This window comes from Spirochaeta isovalerica, from assembly GCF_014207565.1.
In the GTDB taxonomy this organism is placed as follows: Bacteria; Spirochaetota; Spirochaetia; order DSM-2461; family DSM-2461; genus Spirochaeta_F; species Spirochaeta_F isovalerica.
This window is the reverse complement of record NZ_JACHGJ010000002.1, coordinates 66,663-90,415: the sequence shown is the minus strand read 5'-3', so window position 1 is coordinate 90,415 and position 23,753 is coordinate 66,663. Positions and strand designations below refer to the sequence as shown.

Here is a 23,753-nt window from a genome sequence, read left to right as displayed (position 1 = left end):
CCTTAATCCCTATATTTCGATATTCAGGAGTTAAAAGTGAAAAGAGAAATTAATGCTATGTTTTTTCTACAACTGAGCCTGGCCCTTATGTTTCTTGCCATCGGCATCGTCGGCATCACCAACTACAACAGCGACCTGTCCCAATTTGGTCGTTCGGTGGGAAAGGTGTTCGGAAAAAGTAACGACCTCTTCCCTATCGTTTTTGCCGTTATACAACTCGTCGCAGGCGCCTTGCTCGCTCTTTCTCTCTTTATCGATATTCCGGGGCGGATTCTTCCCATATCATTGCTGATTATATTCATTTTCTGGGCCATCAGCATCGCCATGACTTTTGTACTCGATAATCTTTTCGAACCGAATTTCCTGGTTTGGCTCTCGCAATTATCTCCCCAGCTTGTGATCCTCACGGCTTTATGGATTGTCTTCAGAGCGGAATAACAACAGCTTAATTAATGCAGGTACGGTTTCTACCCGTTTTCTTAGCCCGATACATTGCCGTATCTGCACGGGATATGATTCTATCGGGATTCTTTTCATCTTCTGAAGAATAAACCGAGCATCCCAGGCTCACAGTGACAATACGGGATCCGTCGGGATGCGGCAGTTGAGTCATAATGATCTTCCTTACCCGTTCCGCCGCGGAATAGGCATTGTCGATTGTTCCCGACGGGATAAGAACGGTGAACTCCTCACCGCCATATCGACAGAGAATATCCGAATCTCTCAAAACGGATGAAGCCAGCTTAACGACATCTTTCAGAATTTTATCCCCGGTCAGGTGACCGAAATTGTCATTGATCGATTTGAAATTATCAATATCGAAAATAATTAGGGCGAGATTTCCCCTGTACCGTTCATAGAGGTCGATTTCCCGTCTCAAACACTCAAAAAAGTGTCCTCTGGAATAACACCCCGTCAGGTCGTCTCTGATAGCCTGTTCTCTGGCCTCTTCATACAGACGGGCATTCTCCAGTGCAATGGCAACCTGATGGGCAAAAGCCTGGGCATTGGGCAGATCCTCCGGGGAGAATTGCTTTTCCTCCCGGTGGTTAAAAGCCAGAAGACCGGTAATTCTGTTTTGGAATAAAAGCGGAAGCCCCATCCATGACCGTGTTAACTCATCATCGAGAACTCTGAAACCGGAATATGTCTCACTTATGCGGTCATTGATAATAAGAGGCTTTTTATCTTTAATGACTTTTGAATTCGGTATATCCTCTTCCAGGGAGAAACGCAGTCCTTTTATCTCTACATCGGACCGGAATCCCCTGCCTCCGACGATTTCGAGATTATCACCTTTTAGAAGCTGAACCGAAGCACAGGTGAAGGAGATAACCCTGTCTGCCTGTTCCAGAATAGCCTCAATGGTTTCCTCAAGGCTGAGATGGGATGTTATGATTTCAGCGGCGGACCGGAGAGTTTCAGCCTCCCGAAAGCTTTTCTCGGCATTTTCTTTAGCCCTGATCTCCTCTGTTACATCATGGTCGTAACCGATATAACCTGCTATCTCGCCTTTGTCATTCAGTTCGACTCCAAGGCTCGTCGAAAGAATCCATCTCCATTCTCCGCTCCTGCTTTTCATGCGGAATAGAGACCGAACAAGGTCATCATTGCTGACCAGACAGTCTTTCAGCTTTTTTTCTACCGATTCAAGGTCGTCGGGATGAACATACTTGAGAAATCCGCCATTAACCATATCTTCCGGTTCATAGCCCATTTCCTCCCAGATATAATTAGGATAGGCAATATTGTTTTCCACATCCTGAATAAACAGTCCCAGTTGTCTCAGTTTAGAAATAAATTTTACAGCATCAATTTTCCCGAGGTCCATTAGCTATTTTACAGGGATAAAAAAGTATTGCAAATAGGAAAGTTTCCTATGGCTGATCAGGAATCGGGGAATATATGTTTCATGGCTTGGGCGAAAGAGACGGAAGATGCCCAATTCAGTTCTTTCTGAATTTTCTCTGTGGAAATTTCCTGACTGACGCCGAAAAGACAGGCGATCATTCTGGTTACGACAGGACGTTTTCTCATACCCAGGAGATAGTATATCCTTTCGAGAAACCATCCGCCGGCGTACGCAAGGCTGAAAGGGATAACCGGATATGTTTTGCGGGATCCGGTTAGAGCGATGAGAGTATCGGCGAGCTGACGGAAACTGATGTTTTCCTGATCAATTATATTATAGGCTTCACCGATAGAAGATTCGCTTTCCAGCGAGAGCATAATAGCTTCAATGAGATTGTCCACATAGATAAGCCCCGCGTGGACATTGCCGCGGCCGATGTGAATATAGCGGGATTCTCTCATCATCTGAACCATTTCCTCCAGGAGAGGCGTGCGGGGTCCGTATATGGTCGCCGGTCTGAAAACTGTCACGGGAATCTGTTTTTTATCATAGAAGTCCCATATGAGTTTTTCACTTTCGATTTTACTGTTCCCATAGCGGAAGCCCGGCCTTTTTTTAAAACTCTCTTCTTCTGAAGCCGCATGTTCGGGGAAACCGTAAACATCGGTTGAGCTGATATGGATGATCCGGCTGACATGATATTGGACACAACTATTCAACAGGTTTTCCACGCCGATAACATTGGCTTTTCTGAAAGCATCCTTCGGTCCGTAATCCTGTACATAGGCCGCGCAGTTGAAGACCCTGTCTGAACCTTTTACGGCACTGTCCACGGCATCGGGATCGGATAAACAGCCGTAGAAGATTTCCAGTTTCTCATTCTCCAGAGATGAGATATCGCTGGTCGGCCTGATGAGGATACGGACATCTTCACCTCTCTTCAGCAGCTCTCTGACCAGATGGCTTCCCAGAAAACCCGATGCTCCCGTTACGAGGTTTATCTTCTTTTTCATTATTCCCTCAGTCTCCCTCATGTCGTGTTATAGCGAATCCGTTTTTCTGTTCCCGGGATGAAAAGTTAAAAATCAAAAAGCCGGTAGTTCAGAGCATCGACGAGCTCAATCTTTTCGGATTGAATGAGATGGTCTTCAAAGATTTCCGTCTTCTGAATCTTCCCGCCCGACGAATCGATTACAAAAAAGGCGTTTTGGGGATATTTTCTTTTTATTTCCACGAGCGTCGCTGTAATTTCCTCTATATTGTGCGGATCATCATCGCTCACGCCGAAGCGGTGGTGCGGGTTGTATCCGTACCTTTTAAAAGCCGTTTCAACTGATCTGTGAAGAGCTTCCTTTTTCAATAGGGCAATCGGTCTTTTCAAGTCGGGATCCCCCAGTTTTTTTCTCAGATGCGGATTGGAAACGGGGTAGATAGTGAGTATGTTGGGACGTTTGAGAAGAAAGCCTTTCTCGTAGAGAATATCCAGTGTTTTCTTTATAGTCACCGGACGGTGTCCCCGGGCGGTAATGATGGAAACAGGTCTGCCATTCAGAACAGCATAGAAGAAATGATTCCAGCTGGGGCCATGCCATTCCCACTCGGGTTTCTCAATGGCGCGTTCCAGATCAAATTCGATGGACTGCCTTCGCTTTTTCCCGAAGATCCAGGGAGGTTGTATTTTATCCCGGAAATTTCTATAAGAACCGGTTGCATCGTTCAGATCGAGATAATAATCGGCAAACCGCCCTTCTTTTCCGATGGATTTGATATTCTGAGCCAGTTCGGCAGAACTGATTTCTATCTCTTCCTGCGTCTCTTTATGGAAAAGGATAATTTTCGTATCCATAAAGAGGATGTTATCATCGAGATCGAAAAAATAGAAACTGCGCCCCCCGTGGCTTGAATTCCTGTCCTCTTTGTAAGGCAGCCATTGAGCCAGGGGGAGCTGTTTGTTCGCCATCAGAGCCTCTCTCTCAATATATCCATATAGCCGTAATCAGTCCGATTAATCTGAATGGGGGAAACGGAGACATATCCGTTTTCCCAGGCCCAGACATCAGTCTCCGGTCCGTTATTAACCCGGTCCCAGGAACCTTTTGCCCAGACCAGCCCTTCTTCTTCGACAAACTCGTGGCTGAAAGGCCGCTCGCCCATCCCGGTAATCTTAATCCCTTTTATCTCCCTGTATTCTTTCTGGGGAAAGTTAATGTTTATGACCCGGCCTTTATCAACGACATCCGCCTCCATCACTCTGGTCAGAATTTCTTTCAGGTGGGGCCTGGCCGAATCGAGACCGGAAAAATCCGATGATACGGCGATGGCGGGAATGCCGCAGATTATGCCTTCGCTCGCTCCGGCCAGCGTTCCCGAATAAATGATATCCGTTCCCACATTGGGTCCGTCATTTATCCCCGAGACAACCAGATCGATAGACAGCCCGAGACCGTAAAGGGCAAACTTTACACAGTCCGCCGGTTTGGCCTCCAGGCTCCAGGCATCAATGCCCTCAAATAGCTCTTTCCGGATGTGAACCCGGAAAGGCTCATGAATGGTTATGCCGTGGCCGATAGCGCTCTGCTGAGTATGGGGTGCGACAATATAGATTGTCCCCATATCCCTCATAGTTTCCGCCAGGAGCCTCATCCCCGGTGATTCAATTCCGTCATCATTTACCAGAAGTATATTCATGGCTACATCAGCTTATTCCGGATTTCCGCACTGACATAATCCAATATGGCCACGGTTACCGCGATAAACCAGACGGCTATACCGGCACTGCGGTAATCGAGGAGCCGAATATACTGAATGAGGAGGAAACCGATTCCTCCGCCTCCGACCAATCCGATAACCGTAGACATTCTGACATTGATGTCCCAACGGTAAATAGAAAAGGAAATGAAAGGCGAAACCATCTGGGGTATGACTCCGTACATAATTGTTTGCAGTCGACTGGCTCCTGTAGCCTGAATGGCTTCAATAGGACCGTGATCGATTCCTTCAATAGCTTCGGAATAGAGTTTTCCGAGAGCGGCAATGGAATGGAGAGTCAGGGCCACTATACCGGCAAAGGGACCGAGTCCGACCCAGACAACGGCAATCAGAGCCCAGATCAGAGGTTCGATACTCCGGACAATATTCAATATGGTTCTTGTCAGATAATAGAAAAACATGCTGACTTTTGATCCAGACATGATATTCCTCGCGGCAAGAAAACTGATGGGAATAGAGAATATGATACCGAACATAGTAGCCATCATACCCATAAAAATCGTTTCGACCATCCTGCCTACGGTCAATCTCAGGGCTTCGCTTGGCTTGTAAGGTCCGACCGGAGTAACCTGACGGGCCTCAAGAGTGTGCAGAAAAGCCCCTTCTGCACTGGGAGGCGTCAACTGGTAGGGCAAGGTCATTTCAAACTGGAACTTTCCCTCATCGTCGGTGGTCAAGACAAGATATTCCCCCCCTTCTCTCGGTCTGAATTCATTACCGATAGGATCTTTCCACCAGATTTCCGTTTCCATTCGGGGAGCAAATCCGCTACCCGTTACAGTAATCCGGGTTCCCGGAACCATATTGTAATCATCATCCCTTTTTGACAGTTCTCCAAAGTTGGGCTCGCTTTTCAGATAGGGCTTACCCTCTACCGGCTCAGTCTGTTCAGGAGGAGTTCCCTCTCCTGTCATAATTATAGCTTTGCCGGACAGGACATCCGTATCCCGCTCAAAGGCGGCATCCCAGGGCCACATAACCCGAGAGAGCGGCGGCAGAGCTTCCGGAGCCTGTCGAACCATTTTTACCAGGTCGATCTCGGAGATCTGCCATCCCTGAATAAAAAAGCCCAGAAGAACCAGGGCGAAAATACCCGTATTGACTTTTCTTTTTTCTTTGGCACATCTGTAGGCATCGTAAGCACCGAGTAACCAGAGCGCGATGAGGACAAGAATCATAAAGCCGATAAAACCCGGCCTCCGGGAGAAAGCTCTGGCCATGGCGGCCCACCCCTCACCGGCTCTGCGCCCCAGATCCGCAGCCTGGCTGTAGAGGATCGAAACCATTGTTATGAGAGACAGAAAAAACAGAATCCCTCTCCGTATCTGACCGGCCAGAACCTGTCCGAGACCGGGGAGAATAAGCGAAAGCCCTCCATAGACTATGTTGCTCATTCCACACCTCCTGTAATGGACTGGCCGGGGCCGGCGCTGACACGCTCCGCCTCTTCTCCGTAAATTTCCTTGAATTCCTCATCGGTCATATTGCGTATATCCTCTCCTGTTCCCCGGTACACGACCCTTCCGTCGCGCAGACCGATAACTCTCGTAGCATAACGCTGAACAAGGTCCAGATAGTGAAGGCTGCAGATTACGGTTATTCCGTCCTCTTTGTTCAGCTTCTCCAGATAACCGAGGATAGTGTGAGCCAGAACGGGATCGAGGCTGGCGACAGGTTCGTCCGCCAGGATTATCTCCGGTTCCTGCATCAGCGCCCGTGCGATACCGACCCTCTGCTGCTGCCCGCCTGAAAGCTCGCTCGCCCTTTTCCAGGCCTGTTTGGTCAGGCCCACTCTTTCAAGAGCTTTCATGGCTTTATCTTTGTCTTCTTTTGAAAACCGGTAGGTCAATGATTTCCAGTTATCCATATAACCGAGACGCCCCGATAAGACGTTATACAAAACAGAAAGCCTTTTTACCAGATTAAACTGCTGGAAGACCATTCCTATTTTCCGCCGGACCGGCCTGAGCTGATTCTGGGTCAAAGAAGCAATATCCTCTCCGTTCCAGAGAATTTCCCCCGATGTGGGATCGATAAGCCTGTTTGTGCAGCGAAGAAGAGTTGATTTTCCCGATCCCGACAAGCCGATAATGACCAGGAAATCACCTTTCTCCACCTCGAAGCTGACCTCTTTAAGAGCTTCAGTACCGTCGGGATAGGTTTTTGACAATTTTTTGTATTGGAGCAACGCCGAGCCTCCTGTTTTTTTGCTCAATAGTTCAACAGGCTCGCCAAATTCCCTTTCGGAAAGCCGGTAAAACTATTGAGGGGCTTAAAATAAGCCCCCCGGATATCATTTAAATCAGTATTATTCTCCCATCAGACTGGCGGCATCTACGCCGGCGGCCTGAAGGACCTGTCGGAAAGGATCATAGAAATCATCCTGGTGTCTTTCCAGAGCTGTCCAGGAATACGCTTTGTTCAGAGCTGCATTTCCGGCTTCATCATCAGCGATTTCAAGCAGTGCATTAATGATTTTTTCTCTCATTTCCTCAGGAACAGAGGGGTGGAACTGCACGCCGTCGTTGGGAATGGGAGCGGAAACTTCGATAACGAGAACTTTTTCCATAACATCGGGGTTATCTTCCTGAATATTGCTCCGGGCGTCTACAAAGGTCGCTCCGGCATCGGCATCGCCATTATAAACAGCGGTAACAACTCCCGTATGTCCGCCGGCATCAACGATTTCAGCCAGATCAGTATCGGGGTTGATCCCGTTTGCTCTCATTGTCAGAGCGGGAATAATCCAACCCGATGTGGACAATGGGTCAGGGCGGGCAAAAGTTTTACCAGCCAGATCGGCAAGAGATTTGATTCCCGTATCGGCACCGGCGATAATCTGTCCGTCATAGAACGGCCGGCCGTATCGCACGCTGATCAGTTCAGCTTCGGCTACGCCGCGGTCCGCTGCAACAACATAGGCGAATGTTGCCAGAGAAGCCATGTGGGCACTGGGCGGGTTACTGGAAAGGGCTTCGATGACTCCGGCGTATTCTGTAGCAACGCTGGCTTCTACAACAATCCCTGTTTTCTCATAAATCATGTCAGCGACCTCTTCCCCACCGGCAGCGATCTCCTGAGTGTCACCGGAAGGTACGAAAGACCAGACAATGGGATTTTCCTCAGTTCCCAGTTCTGCTTGCCCCTTTGCAAAAAGCACAGTGGACATTCCAAGAATCAATAACAGCAATAGAACTTTTTTCACGGCATATGCCTCCTTTTCTATACATTACTAATTGAAGTATAAAGTAAGGAGGAAAATGCGCAAAGAATTTTTTATTTACGAACCCGCATAACTTTCAGACAACAGCCTTTTTCCCGAAGACTGCTGCCCATGTTTTTTTCAACAAGATCAGATCATCCAGAATCTCCCCTTTTTTTCCGGTCCGTAATCGGTTATCTTAAACTCAGGAGGCGAAAATTTATGCCCTTTGGAACCCATTTAGTAGAATCCCGCTCCCTCATGGAGATTAAGCGATATCAGAACAAATACTGCTTCAAGAAGCGATCCGTTGCCGAGCATATGTGGTCGGTCGCCAAAATAGCCGAAGGACTGGCCATCTGGGAAAGCAAAAAGTTCGGAAACAAGGTGGATATGGCTAAAGTGTTACAGAAAGCCATCAACCACGACATGATAGAACAGTGTACCGGGGATATACTGGGCCCGACCAAAAAGAAAACTCAGGCCATGAGGGAAGCCATGGAGGAGATTGAAGAGATCGCTTTCAGGGAAGACATTGAATCCCATCTACCCAAATCATGGCGCAATCAGTTCAAATCCTATATTCTCAATCCCAAAACCGACGATGTTGAAGGGCAGATCATCCGCGCCGCCGATATTATCGATACCATGATCGAGTCAATTGAAGAGATAAAGCTGGGCAATGATATCTTCAGAGCCGTTTTAATAGACAGTTCTGAATCGCTGATCAAAGTGGATCTGGATAGCGTTCGGTACTTTATTAAATACGCCATTCTGGACTTTGATATCGATATCAAAGAGTTCTTCGGCAAAGAGTTGTTCAGTTTCCGTGAAACGCTCCATTTCGACCCGGCGGTCTTCGAGGCTTGCAAGGACATAAGGGAAGAATAAGAAATTTTCCTATAGATAAATTATTCCGGTCCATTAAAATTCAGAGAGTACTGTAATAAAAAGGATCGGCAAATGAGAAAATCAATAGTTCTTTTTCTATCACTCCTGTTCGGGCTGACAGCCTGTGCAACTCAAAATAAGACAGTCCTCGATAACAATGTCCGGGTTCTCACTCCCGAACCGGTGGCCGAGAAGGTCATTCACGACCTGAACCGGATTCTTCCTCACATTGACTTTCAATACTCGGATAGAATTGATGAGAGCCGAAAAGGGAACTACCTGATTATCGCGGTTGAAGATCAGGACAATAGACAAGTAATCGAAAACAGCCGTTTCCTGTTCGGTCCCGGGTCCGGTCCCGATCATGGATTCGGGGGATCATATAACGGAAGAATCTATTTTACTTACCTGGAAATCAGTACGATTGATAATTTTACCGGTGAGTTTGAAGCACTCCTGCATAAGGGAAACTTCTTTCCGCCCGAATTGATGGATCTATTCAGAGATAATTCCTCATTTGTACCGGATGACACTTCCGGGACTCATATGGAAAAGAAACCAGAAGAGAGAGGGGAATCTGATGTGATTCCCACTGACCCAGATACAGTCCCGGCAGAGGAAATCCCTCAGGTTCAAGTATCAGCTCCCGTAGATGAATCCCCTCAGATTGATGAAGAGAAAAAGCTTGCCTGGAATGACACATATCCATTGGGAGATCTGGTAGAAAGCGACAGAATTGTAAAAGTGGAACTCGATGCCGATATATGGAGCGGTTCATCCTACAAAGCTCCTATTCTTGGCCCTCTCGTACAATTCGACAAAGCCGGACCGGAATTATTCATTTTTGTAAATCATGAAGTCTTTTCCGGGAAGGGTCATCTGCGGGGACTGCAATTTATCTGGGAAAAAGATGAAAATGAATCAAAATTGATAACCCCAGATCTTACGGGATCAGAAGTTGTTGTGAAAAATGCCGAATTCGGAGAAGAATCGGGTTTCGATACTCAGGGAAATGGAAATTGGCAGGGAGGAATAGTATATCAACTGTTCTGTGGTTACAATCCGAGAGAATATTGGCTGACGTATATTGAGTACGAGTATAACGGGGTGATTTATATGGCCGGTGATTTTTCGGGGGAACTAAATGTGAGGGTTGCAGACCAGGTAACGAAAGAAAGTGACCGATGGTTCTGGTCTGATAAAAACCTTAACGGCTATTTTGTCTACTGCCTTATGGAAGACGGTTCCATTGCCCGATACGGTTTTGAAAACAAAGGCTTTGATACTGATGTGAAAGAAAAAGATGGTAAATTGCTACTAAATAATTACTTTGGCAGATTTATAAATGGTGATGATAAAGGCATGGATTGCAAAGATGCAAGCATAGTCCGTATCCTCGACGCCGTTCAGTATGACCCCGGCAAATCCATGGAAATGCTGGATCAACAGATTATCGATAATTATATGAACCGTTAATTACAGGAAACTACCTTTCCGGTTATTTCAAGACGGCAAAAAAAAACCGGCACCAAACGGTGCCGGTAAATAGTCAGCTATTTATTACTGTCTAACTGCTGTCAGAACGCCAGTCATACCGAGAAGTCCATTCTCGAGAGTCACTTTCAGGTCTCCATCCCAGAAATACATAGCTTCGGGATTGTAGTTTTCGGCGACAACGTTGGAAGAGAAAACTTTCTCGAAGTCAACACCCATGGCTGTTCCGTCGGAAGTGAATTCCGCTTCCAGCTCCTGGGGAGTTCCGATTTTTCTGCTCTCCATTTTCGCGTCGGGAAGAGAAAGAATACCTTTGCTGTCCGTTGTGAAACGGTAAGCTGTTCCTCTGTGAACGTAGAGGATGGAAATTGATCCGTCGCTGTTCTTAATAGCGTGAAGATTGTCGTTTTCAACCTGTGATGCTCCGGTAACACCGAAGAGGAACAGACCTCTGAGTCCAGTAGACATAGTGTTCTTAGCTTCCACATCGTACAGGTAGCTCATGAACAGATGAGTTGATCCGGCCAATGAGGCGCCGCTGGCCGCATCGTAAGAATCCTCAGCTGCCATGTAGCGAATGTTACCTTTCCAGTTGAAGCGATTCATGGAATCTTTGCCGTCAAGGCTTACCTGGAAATCGATTACAAGGTCTTCACTTCCGTCAGAGACGGCAGCTGCAGCAGGCTTAGCCTCGGTCGTAGCTGTCGGGATAGGTTTGTTACACCCTGTAAATACAAGAATTGCAATACTGAATAATACAATAATTTTTTTCATTTTAATGTTCAGTCCTCCACTTTACTTTACTTCATAATATAATTAATTCACAAATTGATCAATTTTTATTTATATTTTTTTATCGTATATAGAGAATTTCATATAGTTTATAAACCTTATACCCTACTTTTGCATGGATCCCTTTAGCTGAATTACTGTCAGGGCATTCTGTTCAACGACCTTCTGAAGGTTTTGAATAAAGTTCTCCAGTTCATTGAGCACCTGTTTCTGCTCATCCATTCTGTTATGAATGTGTCCTGCGGCCTCTGAAAGCGAAACGCTGTTAGCCAGGACTGAAGAACTCAAATCGCTCTGGCTTTTCATGTGTTCGAGAACTTCGCCGGTCATACCTTTCAATTTGATCATGGAAGACTGAATATCCCGGCTCCCCTGGTTCTGCTCCTCCATGGCCGAAGAGATGGTGCTGTTGATTCTGGCCAGCGACCCGACGCCTTCCTTGATGATAGAGAACCGCTCCAGAGTCTCTTCCGTTTTTTCCAGACCGGACAGCGCTCTGACACTCATATCTTTGGTCATGACTGTGATTCTTTTAGAAACTTCGCTGGACTCTTCCGCCAGCTTTCGGACTTCCGACGCCACAACGGCGAATCCCCGACCGCTGTCTCCGGCATGGGCAGCTTCTATCGCCGCGTTCATTGCCAGAAGATTGGTCTGAGCCGCTATATTGGAAATTTGCAAAGTGCTGGCTGCAACCTCCTGCGAGGCATCGGCAATCATTCGTATTTCCTGAAGGAGGTCATTCATGGCTTTACCTCCCTCTTCCGAACGGGTCAGAAGGTCTTCGGTTTTTTTATAAGCTTCTTCCGAACTGATGTTAACCGAAGCTATGCTGGCCGTCATCTCTTCGATGGCGGCAGTCGACTCCTCCACGGCAAGAGATTGATCGGTCAGGTTCCGGTTTGTCTGATCAATGCCCAGAACCAGTTCATTGACGTTGGCGCTTGTCTCTTCAATGGCCGCATTCTGATGATTAACCGATTGCCCTACTTCCGAAACGGATGTGTTCAATTGCTCCCGGACAACCTGGGCATTCTCAACCATTCCCGTTAACTCTTCCGACACATCTTTAATTGTCGAGGATGCCTCTTTTATGGTTTCAAAAAGATTGTTCTGTCTGTCGAGAAATCGGTTTATCCAGTTGATCGTCTCACCGAGTTCATCGGTTGAAGTGATGGGTATGCGCTCTTCCAGATTCATCTTTCCGGAACTCAGATCCTCTATACTCTGATTAATGACTCTTATCCGTTTGGTCGTGGGAGCCTGCTCCATCCGCATAATAAGCCAGCTAACTCCGCCTATCAGGATAGCCAGCAGTCCCATTTTCAGGTAAAATTCTTCAATCCGCACAACCAATTCCGGTGTGTGATCGTTCAGAACGGGACTGTTCCCTTCCAGAGCTTCACTCCAGAAACGGACGCGGTAATCCAGGTGTTCCGAGGCCCCGCTGACCGCATCGACGCGGGAAGGGGCAAACATCTCTTCTTTCAGATACGCCAGCCCCGCTGAAGAGAATAAGGCAAAGCTCATATAGAAAATTGAGAATCCGATCATAAACTGACGCCGAGCCCAATCCGGTTTGGAACTGTCTATCCGGTACAGCTTCCTGTCCATCTCAAAACCGAAGAGGATCCGGTCGGTAATCCGGATTTGAATAACCGTAACGCCGAGCCCAATACCCGTTGAGTACAAAATGGCCGATAGGAGTTCAAACCCCAGAAAGGGGATTCCCAGAGTCATGGATTTAATCAGGTACTGGATAACCGGTCCCAGAAAAAAACCGGTAATATTGGCAGCCATAAAAATAATCGGCAGGGTTGATATGACTTTATTTGTCTTGTTTCTTGTTTCTGTATCGGCAAGATTCCCCGATCTGAGGATTTGCGCTTCCTGAACAACCGGTTTGAGCCTGATCGCCAGAATTACCGCAACTATCAGAACAAGGGCGATAACTATGGATGCGAATATTGTAAGGTTTTCGGTGAAACGTCTGTAATCTCTCAGGATATAGAAGACACTGAAACTCCAAAGAAGGGCTGTACCGATTAAATCCGTAACAATAAAATTGAGCAGGATGAAAAAACGAAGAGACTTGTTCACAGGCATACCAACCTCCATTAATACTATAGAGTATAGAAATTAATTCATCAATCTTGTGAATATTAAAAATTTGCAGTCATATAATTGGCCTGATCCTTAAACAAGACACCAATTACAATACAATTATTATCTTCAAGATGAACCATAAGAATATCGATCTTGTTACTATGGATAAAAAAGCTGTTTTTATTTTGTGCCTCTTCGTTAAAAGTCTGCTTCTTTGGAGTCAGCCCTCTGAAATCATTCCCGGACCCGAACCTTTTTCTGTTGATGGGAGAAGCGCAATATATTGTATCAATCTTCTGCGAACCAACCCCTTTCTCGAATACAGGGATCAAATGGGCCGCTCTTCCATCCTGACTGTCAGAACAGTCTGGTCCTGGTTTCTGGATTTTGATGAAACATACCCCGAAGGTCATCAGCTGCGTTACGATATCATTGTTAATAGCGAACCGCTGGACTGGGACAACTGCTTTATCGAATACGGAGGGGAGATGATCAATATTCGCCTCCTCTTCACCTACAGGAACCAGTATCCGCCCGGAGGACTGGATTACAGAGTCAGTAAATCGGAAGAGAAGGGCAACCAGGTGCCGGACAGAGGGTTGGGCTCGGGTAAATAATACTGAGCCTTATCCTGCCCCAGAAAAAGTTTGTAATCCATTTTCGGATTTCCGCGAATAACATAGCCGGGATAATACCACTCAAGTCCCTCTTTCCGGCAGTAATCCAGAGTCTTCAGTATAAGATATTTCCCGGGACTGTATTTTCTGTAGTCGGGATCATAAAAGTGTAGAACGGAAGCGACGGAGACAGCCCCCTGATGAAAGATACCGCAGGAGATGAGCCTATCTCCGTCACGAACCAGAATCGCTTTACTCCTGTAGATATTCGTCTCATCACTCCGGTATGTCGCCTTTTCAACCGATTTATAACCATCGAACTCAACCGCAGCGATATATTTCTCATACAATTCATTCAGTTCCACTCTGTGGATAAAAGGATCGGCAAGCTCGATCGTGAAAGAGTTATTTTTTTTACGAATTCTCCTGTGAGAAATCTTATCGGCTAAAGAGCTGACCGGGTAGCGGAGCCAGTGCACTCGAGCCGGGGGTGTATCTTCCTCCCTGAAGAGATGAGATGTGGTGAAAATTGTCTGCCCCATGGGATACCAGCCGAGGGAGAGCAGGATATCGAAAATATCTCCCGTACATTCCGTCGGCTTCAGAACTTCGTAATAATGCATGGCTACCGAAATAATATAGCAGATTTCAAGGGCAATAAACGTTATTTATCATCTTTTATCGCAAGACCTCTCGCCCGAATCGATTTAATTATGTTACCCCTTTTTTTTCGAAGTGGAGTTGCGTCTTCAGCTCTCCGACCCGTTCTCCAGCCTATAGAACCACAGGGGGATTATGGTCAGAAGGCTTCCCAGAGCGGGAACAATTGTGAGCATAATGAATATGCCCTTCAAAGCCTCCGGAGACTGAACAGCTTCGGGAACGTAACCTGCGATTTTGAGTATCCATCCGACGAGAAAAGCCGCAATACCCATCTTCAGTTTGCCGGAAAAAGTCATGGAGGAAAATATGATTCCTTCGCTTCTCTTTCCGCTGATCCCCTCGTAGTGCTCAATCGTTTCTGCGAGCATAGAGGTTCTCAGGACAAGAGGAACCCCCAGAAGAGTTCCGATGACAAAAGTAAAGCCGATAACAACGGGAAAATTCCCGTAACCGACGAAATAACCGATTGTGAATAAAACAGCTGTTAGGACAGATGACCAGATGAGGATATCCCGGGGTCTGAACCGTCTGGCCAGAACGGGAGCCAGCCCGCTTCCCAAACCGGCTGCGACCAGAACGGTTCCGGCCATCACGGCAAAGAGCGCTTCATCACCGAGATTGTAGGTGACAAAGAAAATGCCAGCATTAACGGGAAGAACGACGAGAACGTTTAGGATCGACGAGCTGAGCAGCAGAAGAAGAGGCTTGTTGCCCCAGATAGCTTTCAGGTTTTCCTTCAGGTCCGGCTTGAATTCATCGCTGGAAGGAGCCCGCTCATTGGTAATGAAAAAAGACTGAAGAAGAAGGGGAAGTGCTACGGCGCAGAAGAGAACGACTGTCAGCAGATAGCCTCTGGACTCATCTCCCTTTCCCAGAGCCATTTTAAGGGGAACCACAAGGATAACAGGGAGAGCGCTTCCGATAATATTGAAAATCCGGCCCGAGGCTATGAGAGATTCCCGCTCGTGAAGATCGGTTGTCATCCGGCTGCTCATCGTCCATAGAGGGATATCCACGGAAGTGTAGAACATCCCCCAGAGAATATAAGTGACCGCGGCGTAAGCGACTTTCGCCGCCTCGCTCCACTGGGGAGCATTAAAGAGAAGAACAGTAAGGAACGCTATGGGCAGAGGGAAAAACAGCAGGTAAGGACGGCATTTCCCCCATTTCGTTTTTGTATGATCGACAATGACACCCATAATCGGATCATTGACGGCGTCCCAGATACGGGCGCCCAGAAATATGGAGCCCGCCGCAACGGCACTGATTCCGAGAACGTCGGTGTAGAAAATGAGCAGATACAGATTGACAAAATTGTAAATCATCGTCTGTCCCATCAAGGCTGTGGAAAATGAATATTTTTCTTTTAGGGGCAGTCGGGCTGCGGAAAACTCTTTTGGCATAAACGGATACTCCTGTGGTTAATTGTACACTTTTCTTCGAATATCGAAACGGGAAATCAACTTCCGTAACGTCCGAACCAGGCCCTTTCACCGAATGGCTTTTTACTGTTCTGCACACCTTCATTGACGGCTTTTCCGACGGGAAGAACAACGGTAAGCAGACGGTCTGCCGGTGCGTTCAGAAGTTTTGAGATTCTTTCAATTCTGTTTTCGCTTCGCAAAGCGCCATCGATCCAGAGGGAGCTGTATCCATAGGCTGTTACAGCCAGCAGAATGTTTTCCACAGCTGCAGCGTAATCCTCTCTGTAGAAGGAATAACCGCTCATGGTAGGGCTGGTATCGGAAAAAACGGCGATGAGGGCCGGTGCAGTTTTCAGATATTTATAGCCGATGATTCCGGCTATGGCTTCAATGTCAGCCTTGTCGGTGATTATAACAAATTCTGTTGTCTGTGAGTTTTTCCCCGAAGGAGCTTGTATTCCCGCCTGGACGATATGAACAAGATCTTCTTCAGGTACCTTCTGGTCTGTAAATTCTCCGCGATAGCTGTATCTCTTTGCAATGGCTTCGAAAAGCTCCATATAATCCTCCTTGAACGGAATACATGATAACAGGAAGCATATATTTTATAAAGAAGAAAAGGAGCCTGTCTGTTCGTGCCTGTGAAGGAATTTCCTTTTTTTCAAATTGAGTTCAACTGACGATTCTGCTGTCTCTCCGACGCCGAATACCCCCTGATCCTCCATCTTGTTAAGGAGGGGTATTAAGTAACGGCGCGGTACAGGCTTTTTTTTATATCAGCTCTGTCGTCAATTATCGGGTCTGGATAATTCCCCGATAATAATCGAATCCAGTTCATTCAAACGATTCATCAGAGAGAAGTATTCTCTCTGCTCTTTTTCGGGAAGAAGAGAAATCCGTTCCAGAATAAAGCCTTTATGCTCCTCTTTGAAATCGGTTACCAGCTTTAGTCCCGATTCGGTCAGATGGAGTTCCGAAATTCTCTTATCTTCCCTGTTTTTGTCTTTGCGGATAAACCCCATCTCAACCAGTTTTCCCGCGACGGGAGTAAAAGAGCCTTTCTCGAGCTGCATTAAGTGACTGATCTGGGTCATTGGCGAAGGTCCGGCATGATCCAGATGAATCAGAGTAAGCATATGGGTGGGATTCAGCCCTTCGGGGAAATCATAGATTTGAAAAAAACCCTTGAAATACAGCTCATTGAGATCTCTTTTCAAATGAAACAGGCTCAGTATGTCTTCGGGGGAATCCACCGTTTTACTCCTCTATCCGATTTTTCCGACTGATTCCAATTGTAAACCGCTTTGCCTTTTATGGGAATTCTCTCTTTTCCTGTAGTCCAGCAGCAATGCCAGAGCCGTGATCAGTATGGCCAGCCCGTCGGCAACCGGGATTGAAACCCAGACGCCTTTAAGCCCCAGTCCGGGAGGCAGTATGACCAGAAGGGGAATGAGAAAGAGAAACTGTCTCAGGGTACTGAGAATAAGGGCTTTTGTCCCCTGAGCCGTCGCCTGAAAGAAGGAAACACCCAGAATGTTGACTCCGACAATGGGAAGCATCATGAAGAAGATATTGAGTCCTTCCACCGCCGTAATCATGGTGGGTGAGGAAGGATCGATAAAAAGACCGAGAAGCGTAACGGGAAAGAGCCTCAGGCAGATAAAAACAAAGGTTGAGAAAGCAGTCGCCCAGATCATGGCCAGCTTCATTGTCCCGTTTACTCTGTCATGCTGTTCCGCTCCGTGATTGAAACCGACAATAGGCTGCATTCCCTGCTGAAGCCCCATGAGCGGCATAAAGAAAAGTGTAAACAGACTGTTGATGGCCCCCATGGATGTAATGGCCTGAGTTCCGCCGTAGAGACTCAGCCTCTGATTGAGAAACCCGATAGCCAGGCTGTTTCCGACAGTCCCCATAAATGTAGCCATACCGGTGAGCAGTATGCTTTTCATGATAGCGCCCTGCAGACGGAAGTCCTCTCTGTGAAGGTGGATTGAACTTTTTTTTCTGAGGTAGAAGGACAGAAGGAAAAGAAATCCCAGAAACTGGCCGATGATGGTTGCCGCCGCCGCTCCTTCCACCCCCCAGCCGAAAACAATGACAAAGAGGGCATCGAGAACGATATTCGTCAGTGCTGAGAGAATCATGGCAAACATGGGAAGACGGGCCTGCCCTTCAGTCCGGACTGTAAAATTGAAAACGAAAGCCAGCATATTAAAAATGAATCCACCGAGAATGATTCTCAAATAGGATTTTGCCAGAGCCAGAGTCCCCGCTTCGGCACCGAAAAGCTTGAGAACCGCGTCCATTTTCCATTGGAGAATGAGGACGACGGCAATAGTGAGAATGACTCCCATTGTTATGGCGTTTCCGAAAATCTGCCCGGCCTTAAGACTGTTTTTTCTACCCAGTTCTATAGACATGAGAGCTGAGGAACCGCTGGCGATAAGAGTCGCCAGGGCAAAGATTATCATCATAACGGGAAAGGCGATGGTAAGCGCTGCGAGAGCTTCCTCCCCGGCAAAGCGGCCGATGAAGATTCTGTCTACGACGTTATATATGGCATTAACCACCATGGCGATAATTGAAGGGAGAGAAAAGGACCAGAGAAGCCTGCCGATAGGCATCTCTCTTAAGTTTTTTTGTTTATCCATTTATGGTATCCTTGCAAATTGATTAGATTTCTAACTTTATATATCTGCAAAGATAGAGATTTTTCAAACAACAGTCAATAGGTTAGATTTCTAACTAATGAAAAATTTATTTTTATGTGAGTATCGATTTAAGATGCAGTAGAAACTGCGTTCCTTTCCCCGGAGCGCTATAGCAGGAAATGGAGCCCTGAAATTTTTGAGTCACAAGAGTATACACAACAGACAGTCCCAGTCCTGTTCCCCCCAGATTCCGTCTTGTTGTAAAAAAGGGTTCGAATATACGCGATTTTACGTCTTCTGTCATGCCCTTTCCATTATCTCTGTAATCTATGACAGTAAAATCTTCTTCTTCTCTTAATGAAATATCTATTCTCCCCGATTCCCCGGAATCGAACCCATGATTGATCGAATTCATAATGAGATTTGTGATTATTTGAGAAAAAGCACCGGGATAGGTGATAATACGGATTTCTTCAGGAGAATCAATATTGATAGCAATATCGGTTTTCTTCAATGCAGGAGAAAGAGTGAAAAGAATTTCCGTCAGGTATTCCTCAAGGTCGAGAGAGCGCATCGGTTCATCGGACTGATCGATGGACAACTGCTTGAAACTATTGATCAGCCGACCCGCTTTCTCCAGATTCTTATGAATTATCAGTGATGAACTTTCGATTTTTTCCAGATAGTCAATCATCTGGCTTTTGGAAACGCTGTTCGTTTCTATGGCTTCAATAAATTCTCCGCTCAGGCTCTTCAGATAAGTCGAAGCCGTAATTCCGATTCCCAGAGGCGTGTTCACTTCATGTGCCACACCTGCGACGAGACCGCCCAAAGCCGCCATTTTTTCAGTTTCAATGGCATAAGCCTGCATCTGCCGGAGCTGATCATTAGTCCGGATCAGATCAAGATTCGTATTTTTGAGATGGGCATTCACCTTTTCCAGCTCATCGGTTCTATCCTGAATCTTAAGCTCCAGTGTTTTATTCAGCTCCTGAAGCTCCCGTTCCGCTTTTTTTCTCGAACTGATATCAACGCCCATTCCCACAAAATAATCTTCGCCGTCGACAACCAGAGGACAGGCGGTAAAATAAAAAGGAATGGCTCTCCCGTCTTTGCATTGCAGATTGGCTTCCGCTTCCCCGAATCCTTCTGAAACAGTTTTTTCAAGCCCTCTGGTTACAGCTATCTGGCTTTCCGGATCATTGGCATACCAATCCATGAGGTTCCGATCCAGCAGCTCTTCAGAACTGTAACCGGTAATTTTTTCATGAGCGTTATTCCACACTTTCAGTTTGCCTTCGGCACTGTACATATAAAGCATACCGGGAATGCTGTTGATAAGAGCGTTTTGAAACCGCAGAGTTTTTTCCAGTTCCTCTTCGGTCCTTTTTTTCTCTGATGCATCGAAGGAAGCACCGGCTACACCTTCAATTTTCCCCTGGCTGTCGTAGAGGGGGACAATATAATTCTCAAAAAACAAGGGGCCCACATAGTGATTCATCTTCATGGTTTCACCATGGAAGGCCTTCTCAATGGCTTGAATTATGCCTGGATAGTCTTTGTACATTTCTTTGGCGTTTCTGCCTACGACTTCACCCGGTTTGAGTCCCAGTTCTTTTAGACCGGCGCCTTCCGACAGCAGAAAAGTCCACTCCCTGTCCAGGACGTAGAAAATCATCGGGATATTGGAAATGAGGCGCGCAAAACTTTCGAGACCTTCTTTTGATAACCGATCGAACACTATTCTTTATTTCTCCATGTTCATAATGATTATAGGCTGAGGAGAGAGATTTTGACAAATGATTCGCATTCCCGGTTTCTCTTTCCGATACCGGAGAAAAACCGGGAATGAATTGCACAGCTTCCCCGCTACCCTTATAATCTAAAAAACAAAGGAGTCTCTATGAAAAATGCCATTTTAACTCTCCTGTTCACTTTAATGCTGGTTCCCGCTTTCGCCGGAACAACAATAGCGGGAGTCTCTGTCAGCGACAGCGTTTCCTATGAGGGAATAAATTTCAATCTGAACGGCGCAGGAATCCGGACAAAAGTGGTGATCCGCCTCTATGTCGGATCTCTATATACGGCTCAGTCCGTATCGGATTCCGGGCCGGTCCTAGACGGTCCGGTTCCTTCAGTCATCCGCCTGGATATTATCTCGAAAATCATAACCAGCGAGCTTATGAGAGAGACTATAGAAGAGGGATTTGACAAAGCGATGGGCGGCAACACAGCCCCGCTGAGAAAAGAGATTGATGACTTCATAGCCATTTTCAGCGACGAAATCAGTAAAGGGGACCAATTCACTTTTGTGAGTCTGCCCGGAATCAGCCTCACAGCCTACAAGGGAAGCAGGAAACTGGCCACAATCAATAATGACAGGTTCAGACAAACCCTCTTTACGATTTGGCTTGGAGACGACCCTGCCGATGGCAGGCTGAAAAAGGCGATGCTCGATAACTGATAATCAAAAATTGCCAATCGGGAAGACTTATCCATCAGGAACTGTCCGTATGGCCATTTCTTTATTACTTTTAAGTCAATTAAAGTCACTAACAAGGAAGATGCAAACCTATGTCTGAATACGTACTCTATCAATATCCCACCTGCTCCACCTGCCGGAAAGCGATAAAATGGCTCGACGGCAGAGACTTCAAATATAATTCACACCATATTGTGGAAGAGACTCCCGCTGCCGCGGAAATAAAAAACCTGATAGAAAAGAGCGGCCTGCCTTTCCGCAAGTTCTTCAACACTTCGGGAAAACGGTACAGGGAACTGGGGATCAAAGACAGACTTGAGCAAATGACTGCCGATGATGCGGCAGAACTACTGGCTTCCGACGGAATGCTCCTCAAGAGACCGATAATTATCAAAAACGAAATCGTGCTGGTAGGCTTTAAAGAAACGGAATGGAGTCATAACCTATGAGTGAGCTTTTTAAAACTTTCAACCTGAAAAACGTTTCCCTGCGAAACAGGATAGTCATGCCTCCCATGTGCATGTACAGCGCCGGCGAGGACGGTCTGGCAACGGAATGGCATCAGTTCCATTACCGGACGAGAGCCCAGGGCGGAGCAGCCCTTATCATCCAGGAAGCGACGGCTGTCGAACCGCGGGGAAGGATTTCCGACCGGGACCTTGGAATATGGAACGATGATCACATTCCGGCCCTCAGCGCGGTAGTGGAAGGCATAAAAGCCGAAGGAGCTGTTCCGGCCATACAGCTGGCTCATGCCGGCCGTAAATGCACTGTTCTTGCAGAAGATATCATAGCGCCCTCTCCACTCAATTTCGATGAATCCGACAAGAGTTACAAAACCCCCAGAGAGATGAATCGCAATGATATCGATGAGGTTGTGGATTCTTTCCGCGATGCCGCGCGACGCGCTGGCGATGCCGGTTATCAGGTTCTGGAAATCCATGGAGCCCACGGCTACCTTATAAGCGAATTTCTCTCTCCCCTCACAAACAGAAGAACCGATGATTTCGGCGGATCACCGGAAAAGAGAGCGGAACTTCTGCGCCGGGTTATCAGAGCGGTACGCACCGTATGGAATAAAGAGAAGCTGCTGATGGTTCGCGTCTCCGGCGAGGATTGGAAAGAAGGGGGAAATAAGGCAGCCGACATTGCGGCCATTCTCAACCTTGTAAAAGAGGAAGGGGTCGATATTATCCACGTCAGTACCGGCGGGGTGGATCCCGATGCCGTAATTCCAGTCGGTCCGGCTTTCCAGATTCCTGCGGCCGGAACAATCAGAGAACAGACCGGATTGCCTGTCATCGGCGGAGGTCTGGTAACGGACTATGAAAGGGGAGAGAAGATTCTGACAGACGGAGATGCCGATCTGGTATTTTTCGGAAGGGAATTGCTCCGGAACCCCTATTTCCCTCTGCTCAGTGCCAAGGCGAAGGGAATAAAAACCGCATATACTCCGGTTCAATACGAAAGAGCTTTATAACATATTATGAATAAAAAGCTTATTCCTCTTCTGATTCTGCTCACCGCTTTGTTTTCCTGCCGGACAATTGATACAGGGGATTCTGTGACAGAAAAGCCTTTGGAACCGTTTACAGAAAAGCGGGAAGAAGCTGCAGAGCCTGAACAGAGGGATCCTGTTCTCGCTTATATGAGCACGCTTTCTCTGGAAGAAAAAATCGGACAGATGATTATTATCAATGCCAGAGATATCTCCAACTCCCGATCGCTTCTGGAAGTGGATTCTTTCCTCAAAGATAGACTTGAGTTCATCAGGCCCGGGGGAGTTATTCTCTTCGGAGGCAATCTGAGTACCATTCCCCAGACCCTGGAGCTCATCGGCGGATTGCAGGAAATCAGCCGCACGCCCATGTTTATCTCCGCCGATGTGGAAGGCGGAAAAATCAACCGGTTAACAGCCAGCGAAAGCCTTCATGCTACCGCTCTGCCTTCCAATGGAGATATAGGGCGAATGGACTCCGAAGATGCTGTGACAATGAAAGCCCGCATAATAGGCCGGGAGATGTCGGCACTGGGTATAAATATGGACTTTGCCCCCGTGGCCGATGTTCTTTCAAACAGTGAAAATACAGTAATCGGAGAAAGATCATTCGGTTCCGACCCGCAGATTGTCGGAGAAATGGTAGCTCAGACAGTCAAAATCCTTATGGAGGAAAATGTCATCCCGGTTATTAAACATTTCCCCGGACATGGCGATACGGTTGCCGATACCCATCTGGGGTCCGTTTCGGTGCAGCACGACCTCAGCCGCTTAAAGAGTCTGGAACTCATTCCCTTTAAAATGGGTATAGATTCGGGATCTCCCGCTGTTATGACAGCACATATACAGGTGCCGGAGGTAACGGGAAACGATCTGCCTTCCACCCTCTCTTCCCGGATCATTTCCGGTCTTCTCCGAAAAGAACTGGGTTTCAGCGGTCTGACAGTCACGGATTCCATGGGCATGGGAGCCATAACAAGACGATGGGAACCTGGAGAAGCGGCGGTTCTGGCTGTAGAAGCGGGAATCGATCTCATTCTGAATCCTCAATCGCCGGAAGAAGCTTTCGAAGCCCTTGTTCAAGCCTGCAGGGAAGGACGCCTGACGCCGGAGCGAATTGATGAATCGGTATACAGGATTATCTCAGTCAAAATGGATTTCAACATAATGGATGACTCAGGACAATATGTTTATATGTCGGATCGGACCATTAATCCTGAAACCCTTCTGGGCAGCGAAGAGCATAAATATTTTTTGCATAACTGACAGGGCTTTTCCATCTTTACACAATTCTTTTTCTCGGCTATAT

General features: G+C 47.0%; 23 protein-coding genes. 8 read left to right on the top strand and 15 right to left on the bottom strand.

What is annotated here, in order from left to right; translation table 11 throughout:
* The first annotated feature begins 36 nt into the window (after positions 1–36).
* Positions 37–438 carry a hypothetical protein gene (locus HNR50_RS05310; protein ID WP_184744636.1) on the top strand — a complete coding sequence of 134 codons (402 nt, stop codon included), beginning with the start codon at positions 37–39 and terminating at the stop codon, positions 436–438.
* 7 nt (positions 439–445) lie between these two features.
* On the opposite strand, the gene HNR50_RS05305 is transcribed toward HNR50_RS05310, so the two are convergent.
* From HNR50_RS05305 to HNR50_RS05275, 7 genes are all read right to left on the bottom strand, one after another.
* Positions 446–1,831 (bottom strand): sensor domain-containing diguanylate cyclase, encoded by a 1,386-nt coding sequence (locus HNR50_RS05305; protein WP_184744634.1) that lies wholly within the window; start codon positions 1,829–1,831, stop codon positions 446–448.
* A 56-nt stretch (positions 1,832–1,887) separates the two neighbouring features.
* Positions 1,888–2,865: an NAD-dependent epimerase/dehydratase family protein gene (locus HNR50_RS05300; protein ID WP_184744632.1), complete on the bottom strand. Its 978-nt coding sequence runs from the start codon at positions 2,863–2,865 to the stop codon at positions 1,888–1,890.
* Positions 2,866–2,930: 65 nt separating this feature from the next.
* A complete protein-coding gene (locus HNR50_RS05295) occupies positions 2,931–3,812 on the bottom strand; it encodes a hypothetical protein (RefSeq protein WP_184744630.1) in 882 nt (293 codons plus the stop codon).
* Positions 3,812–4,540: a 5'/3'-nucleotidase SurE gene (gene surE / locus HNR50_RS05290; protein ID WP_184744628.1), complete on the bottom strand. Its 729-nt coding sequence runs from the start codon at positions 4,538–4,540 to the stop codon at positions 3,812–3,814. Before surE ends, HNR50_RS05295 begins: the two co-directional genes overlap by 1 nt.
* Before the next feature lie 2 nt (positions 4,541–4,542).
* The gene (phnE, locus tag HNR50_RS05285; RefSeq protein ID WP_184744626.1) at positions 4,543–6,015 is read right to left on the bottom strand and encodes a phosphonate ABC transporter, permease protein PhnE; all 1,473 of its coding nucleotides are present in this window, start codon (positions 6,013–6,015) and stop codon (positions 4,543–4,545) included.
* Positions 6,012–6,809 carry a phosphonate ABC transporter ATP-binding protein gene (gene phnC, locus HNR50_RS05280; RefSeq protein WP_184744624.1) on the bottom strand — a complete coding sequence of 266 codons (798 nt, stop codon included), beginning with the start codon at positions 6,807–6,809 and terminating at the stop codon, positions 6,012–6,014. Before phnC ends, phnE begins: the two co-directional genes overlap by 4 nt.
* A gap of 120 nt (positions 6,810–6,929) precedes the next feature.
* Positions 6,930–7,826, bottom strand: coding sequence for a phosphate/phosphite/phosphonate ABC transporter substrate-binding protein (locus HNR50_RS05275; RefSeq protein ID WP_184744622.1), 897 nt, complete (start codon positions 7,824–7,826; stop codon positions 6,930–6,932).
* 219 nt (positions 7,827–8,045) lie between these two features.
* On the opposite strand from HNR50_RS05275, the gene HNR50_RS05270 reads away from it, so the two are divergent.
* The gene (locus HNR50_RS05270) at positions 8,046–8,714 is read left to right on the top strand and encodes a YfbR-like 5'-deoxynucleotidase (protein WP_221439807.1); all 669 of its coding nucleotides are present in this window, start codon (positions 8,046–8,048) and stop codon (positions 8,712–8,714) included.
* A gap of 72 nt (positions 8,715–8,786) precedes the next feature.
* Complete coding sequence (locus tag HNR50_RS05265; RefSeq protein ID WP_184744620.1) at positions 8,787–10,190, top strand: hypothetical protein; 1,404 nt, start codon at positions 8,787–8,789, stop codon at positions 10,188–10,190.
* Positions 10,191–10,274: 84 nt separating this feature from the next.
* Here HNR50_RS05265 and HNR50_RS05260 read toward each other — a convergent pair whose 3' ends face one another.
* Positions 10,275–10,982 carry a hypothetical protein gene (locus HNR50_RS05260; protein WP_184744618.1) on the bottom strand — a complete coding sequence of 236 codons (708 nt, stop codon included), beginning with the start codon at positions 10,980–10,982 and terminating at the stop codon, positions 10,275–10,277.
* Positions 10,983–11,105: 123 nt separating this feature from the next.
* Positions 11,106–13,106: a methyl-accepting chemotaxis protein gene (locus tag HNR50_RS05255; protein WP_184744616.1), complete on the bottom strand. Its 2,001-nt coding sequence runs from the start codon at positions 13,104–13,106 to the stop codon at positions 11,106–11,108.
* Positions 13,107–13,237: 131 nt separating this feature from the next.
* Here HNR50_RS05255 and HNR50_RS05250 point away from each other — a divergent pair, with 131 nt between their 5' ends.
* Positions 13,238–13,723 (top strand): hypothetical protein, encoded by a 486-nt coding sequence (locus tag HNR50_RS05250; protein WP_184744614.1) that lies wholly within the window; start codon positions 13,238–13,240, stop codon positions 13,721–13,723.
* Here the strand turns inward: HNR50_RS05250 and HNR50_RS05245 are convergent.
* The 6 genes from HNR50_RS05245 to HNR50_RS22700 all read right to left on the bottom strand — a co-directional run bounded on the left by HNR50_RS05245 (position 13,654) and on the right by HNR50_RS22700 (position 20,205).
* A complete protein-coding gene (locus HNR50_RS05245; RefSeq protein ID WP_184744612.1) occupies positions 13,654–14,346 on the bottom strand; it encodes a GNAT family N-acetyltransferase in 693 nt (230 codons plus the stop codon). The genes HNR50_RS05250 and HNR50_RS05245 overlap by 70 nt on opposite strands.
* A 126-nt stretch (positions 14,347–14,472) precedes the next feature.
* Complete coding sequence (locus tag HNR50_RS05240; RefSeq protein WP_184744610.1) at positions 14,473–15,789, bottom strand: MFS transporter; 1,317 nt, start codon at positions 15,787–15,789, stop codon at positions 14,473–14,475.
* Between the two features lie 56 nt (positions 15,790–15,845).
* The gene (locus HNR50_RS05235; RefSeq protein ID WP_184744608.1) at positions 15,846–16,370 is read right to left on the bottom strand and encodes a nitroreductase family protein; all 525 of its coding nucleotides are present in this window, start codon (positions 16,368–16,370) and stop codon (positions 15,846–15,848) included.
* A 228-nt stretch (positions 16,371–16,598) separates the two neighbouring features.
* Positions 16,599–17,063: a MarR family transcriptional regulator gene (locus HNR50_RS05230; RefSeq protein WP_184744606.1), complete on the bottom strand. Its 465-nt coding sequence runs from the start codon at positions 17,061–17,063 to the stop codon at positions 16,599–16,601.
* A 12-nt stretch (positions 17,064–17,075) separates the two neighbouring features.
* Entirely contained in the window at positions 17,076–18,464 is a 1,389-nt protein-coding gene (locus HNR50_RS05225; protein ID WP_184744604.1) for an MATE family efflux transporter, read from the bottom strand.
* A 112-nt stretch (positions 18,465–18,576) separates the two neighbouring features.
* Positions 18,577–20,205 (bottom strand): ATP-binding protein, encoded by a 1,629-nt coding sequence (locus tag HNR50_RS22700; RefSeq protein WP_184744602.1) that lies wholly within the window; start codon positions 20,203–20,205, stop codon positions 18,577–18,579.
* A gap of 162 nt (positions 20,206–20,367) precedes the next feature.
* Here HNR50_RS22700 and HNR50_RS05215 point away from each other — a divergent pair, with 162 nt between their 5' ends.
* The 4 genes from HNR50_RS05215 to HNR50_RS05200 all read left to right on the top strand — a co-directional run bounded on the left by HNR50_RS05215 (position 20,368) and on the right by HNR50_RS05200 (position 23,710).
* Positions 20,368–20,928 carry a chalcone isomerase family protein gene (locus HNR50_RS05215; protein WP_184744600.1) on the top strand — a complete coding sequence of 187 codons (561 nt, stop codon included), beginning with the start codon at positions 20,368–20,370 and terminating at the stop codon, positions 20,926–20,928.
* A gap of 110 nt (positions 20,929–21,038) precedes the next feature.
* Positions 21,039–21,395, top strand: coding sequence for an arsenate reductase family protein (locus HNR50_RS05210; protein ID WP_184744598.1), 357 nt, complete (start codon positions 21,039–21,041; stop codon positions 21,393–21,395).
* On the top strand, positions 21,392–22,426 hold the full coding sequence (locus tag HNR50_RS05205) for an NADH:flavin oxidoreductase/NADH oxidase (protein ID WP_184744596.1): 1,035 nt from the start codon (positions 21,392–21,394) through the stop codon (positions 22,424–22,426). Before HNR50_RS05210 ends, HNR50_RS05205 begins: the two co-directional genes overlap by 4 nt.
* 6 nt (positions 22,427–22,432) lie before the next feature.
* Positions 22,433–23,710: a glycoside hydrolase family 3 protein gene (locus tag HNR50_RS05200; protein WP_184744594.1), complete on the top strand. Its 1,278-nt coding sequence runs from the start codon at positions 22,433–22,435 to the stop codon at positions 23,708–23,710.
* The last annotated feature ends 43 nt before the right edge of the window (positions 23,711–23,753 follow it).

Coding starts and splice junctions, on each gene's coding strand:
- HNR50_RS05305 (WP_184744634.1), bottom strand. CDS start 1,831: ATGGACCTCGGGAAAATTGATGCTGTAAAATTTATTTCTAAACTGAGA.
- HNR50_RS05300 (WP_184744632.1), bottom strand. CDS start 2,865: ATGAAAAAGAAGATAAACCTCGTAACGGGAGCATCGGGTTTTCTGGGA.
- HNR50_RS05295 (WP_184744630.1), bottom strand. CDS start 3,812: ATGGCGAACAAACAGCTCCCCCTGGCTCAATGGCTGCCTTACAAAGAG.
- surE (WP_184744628.1), bottom strand. CDS start 4,540: ATGAATATACTTCTGGTAAATGATGACGGAATTGAATCACCGGGGATG.
- phnE (WP_184744626.1), bottom strand. CDS start 6,015: ATGAGCAACATAGTCTATGGAGGGCTTTCGCTTATTCTCCCCGGTCTC.
- HNR50_RS05270 (WP_221439807.1), top strand. CDS start 8,046: ATGCCCTTTGGAACCCATTTAGTAGAATCCCGCTCCCTCATGGAGATT.
- HNR50_RS05265 (WP_184744620.1), top strand. CDS start 8,787: ATGAGAAAATCAATAGTTCTTTTTCTATCACTCCTGTTCGGGCTGACA.
- HNR50_RS05260 (WP_184744618.1), bottom strand. CDS start 10,982: ATGAAAAAAATTATTGTATTATTCAGTATTGCAATTCTTGTATTTACA.
- HNR50_RS05255 (WP_184744616.1), bottom strand. CDS start 13,106: ATGCCTGTGAACAAGTCTCTTCGTTTTTTCATCCTGCTCAATTTTATT.
- HNR50_RS05250 (WP_184744614.1), top strand. CDS start 13,238: ATGAACCATAAGAATATCGATCTTGTTACTATGGATAAAAAAGCTGTT.
- HNR50_RS05245 (WP_184744612.1), bottom strand. CDS start 14,346: ATGCATTATTACGAAGTTCTGAAGCCGACGGAATGTACGGGAGATATT.
- HNR50_RS05240 (WP_184744610.1), bottom strand. CDS start 15,789: ATGCCAAAAGAGTTTTCCGCAGCCCGACTGCCCCTAAAAGAAAAATAT.
- HNR50_RS05235 (WP_184744608.1), bottom strand. CDS start 16,370: ATGGAGCTTTTCGAAGCCATTGCAAAGAGATACAGCTATCGCGGAGAA.
- HNR50_RS05225 (WP_184744604.1), bottom strand. CDS start 18,464: ATGGATAAACAAAAAAACTTAAGAGAGATGCCTATCGGCAGGCTTCTC.
- HNR50_RS05215 (WP_184744600.1), top strand. CDS start 20,368: ATGAAAAATGCCATTTTAACTCTCCTGTTCACTTTAATGCTGGTTCCC.
- HNR50_RS05210 (WP_184744598.1), top strand. CDS start 21,039: ATGTCTGAATACGTACTCTATCAATATCCCACCTGCTCCACCTGCCGG.
- HNR50_RS05205 (WP_184744596.1), top strand. CDS start 21,392: ATGAGTGAGCTTTTTAAAACTTTCAACCTGAAAAACGTTTCCCTGCGA.
- HNR50_RS05200 (WP_184744594.1), top strand. CDS start 22,433: ATGAATAAAAAGCTTATTCCTCTTCTGATTCTGCTCACCGCTTTGTTT.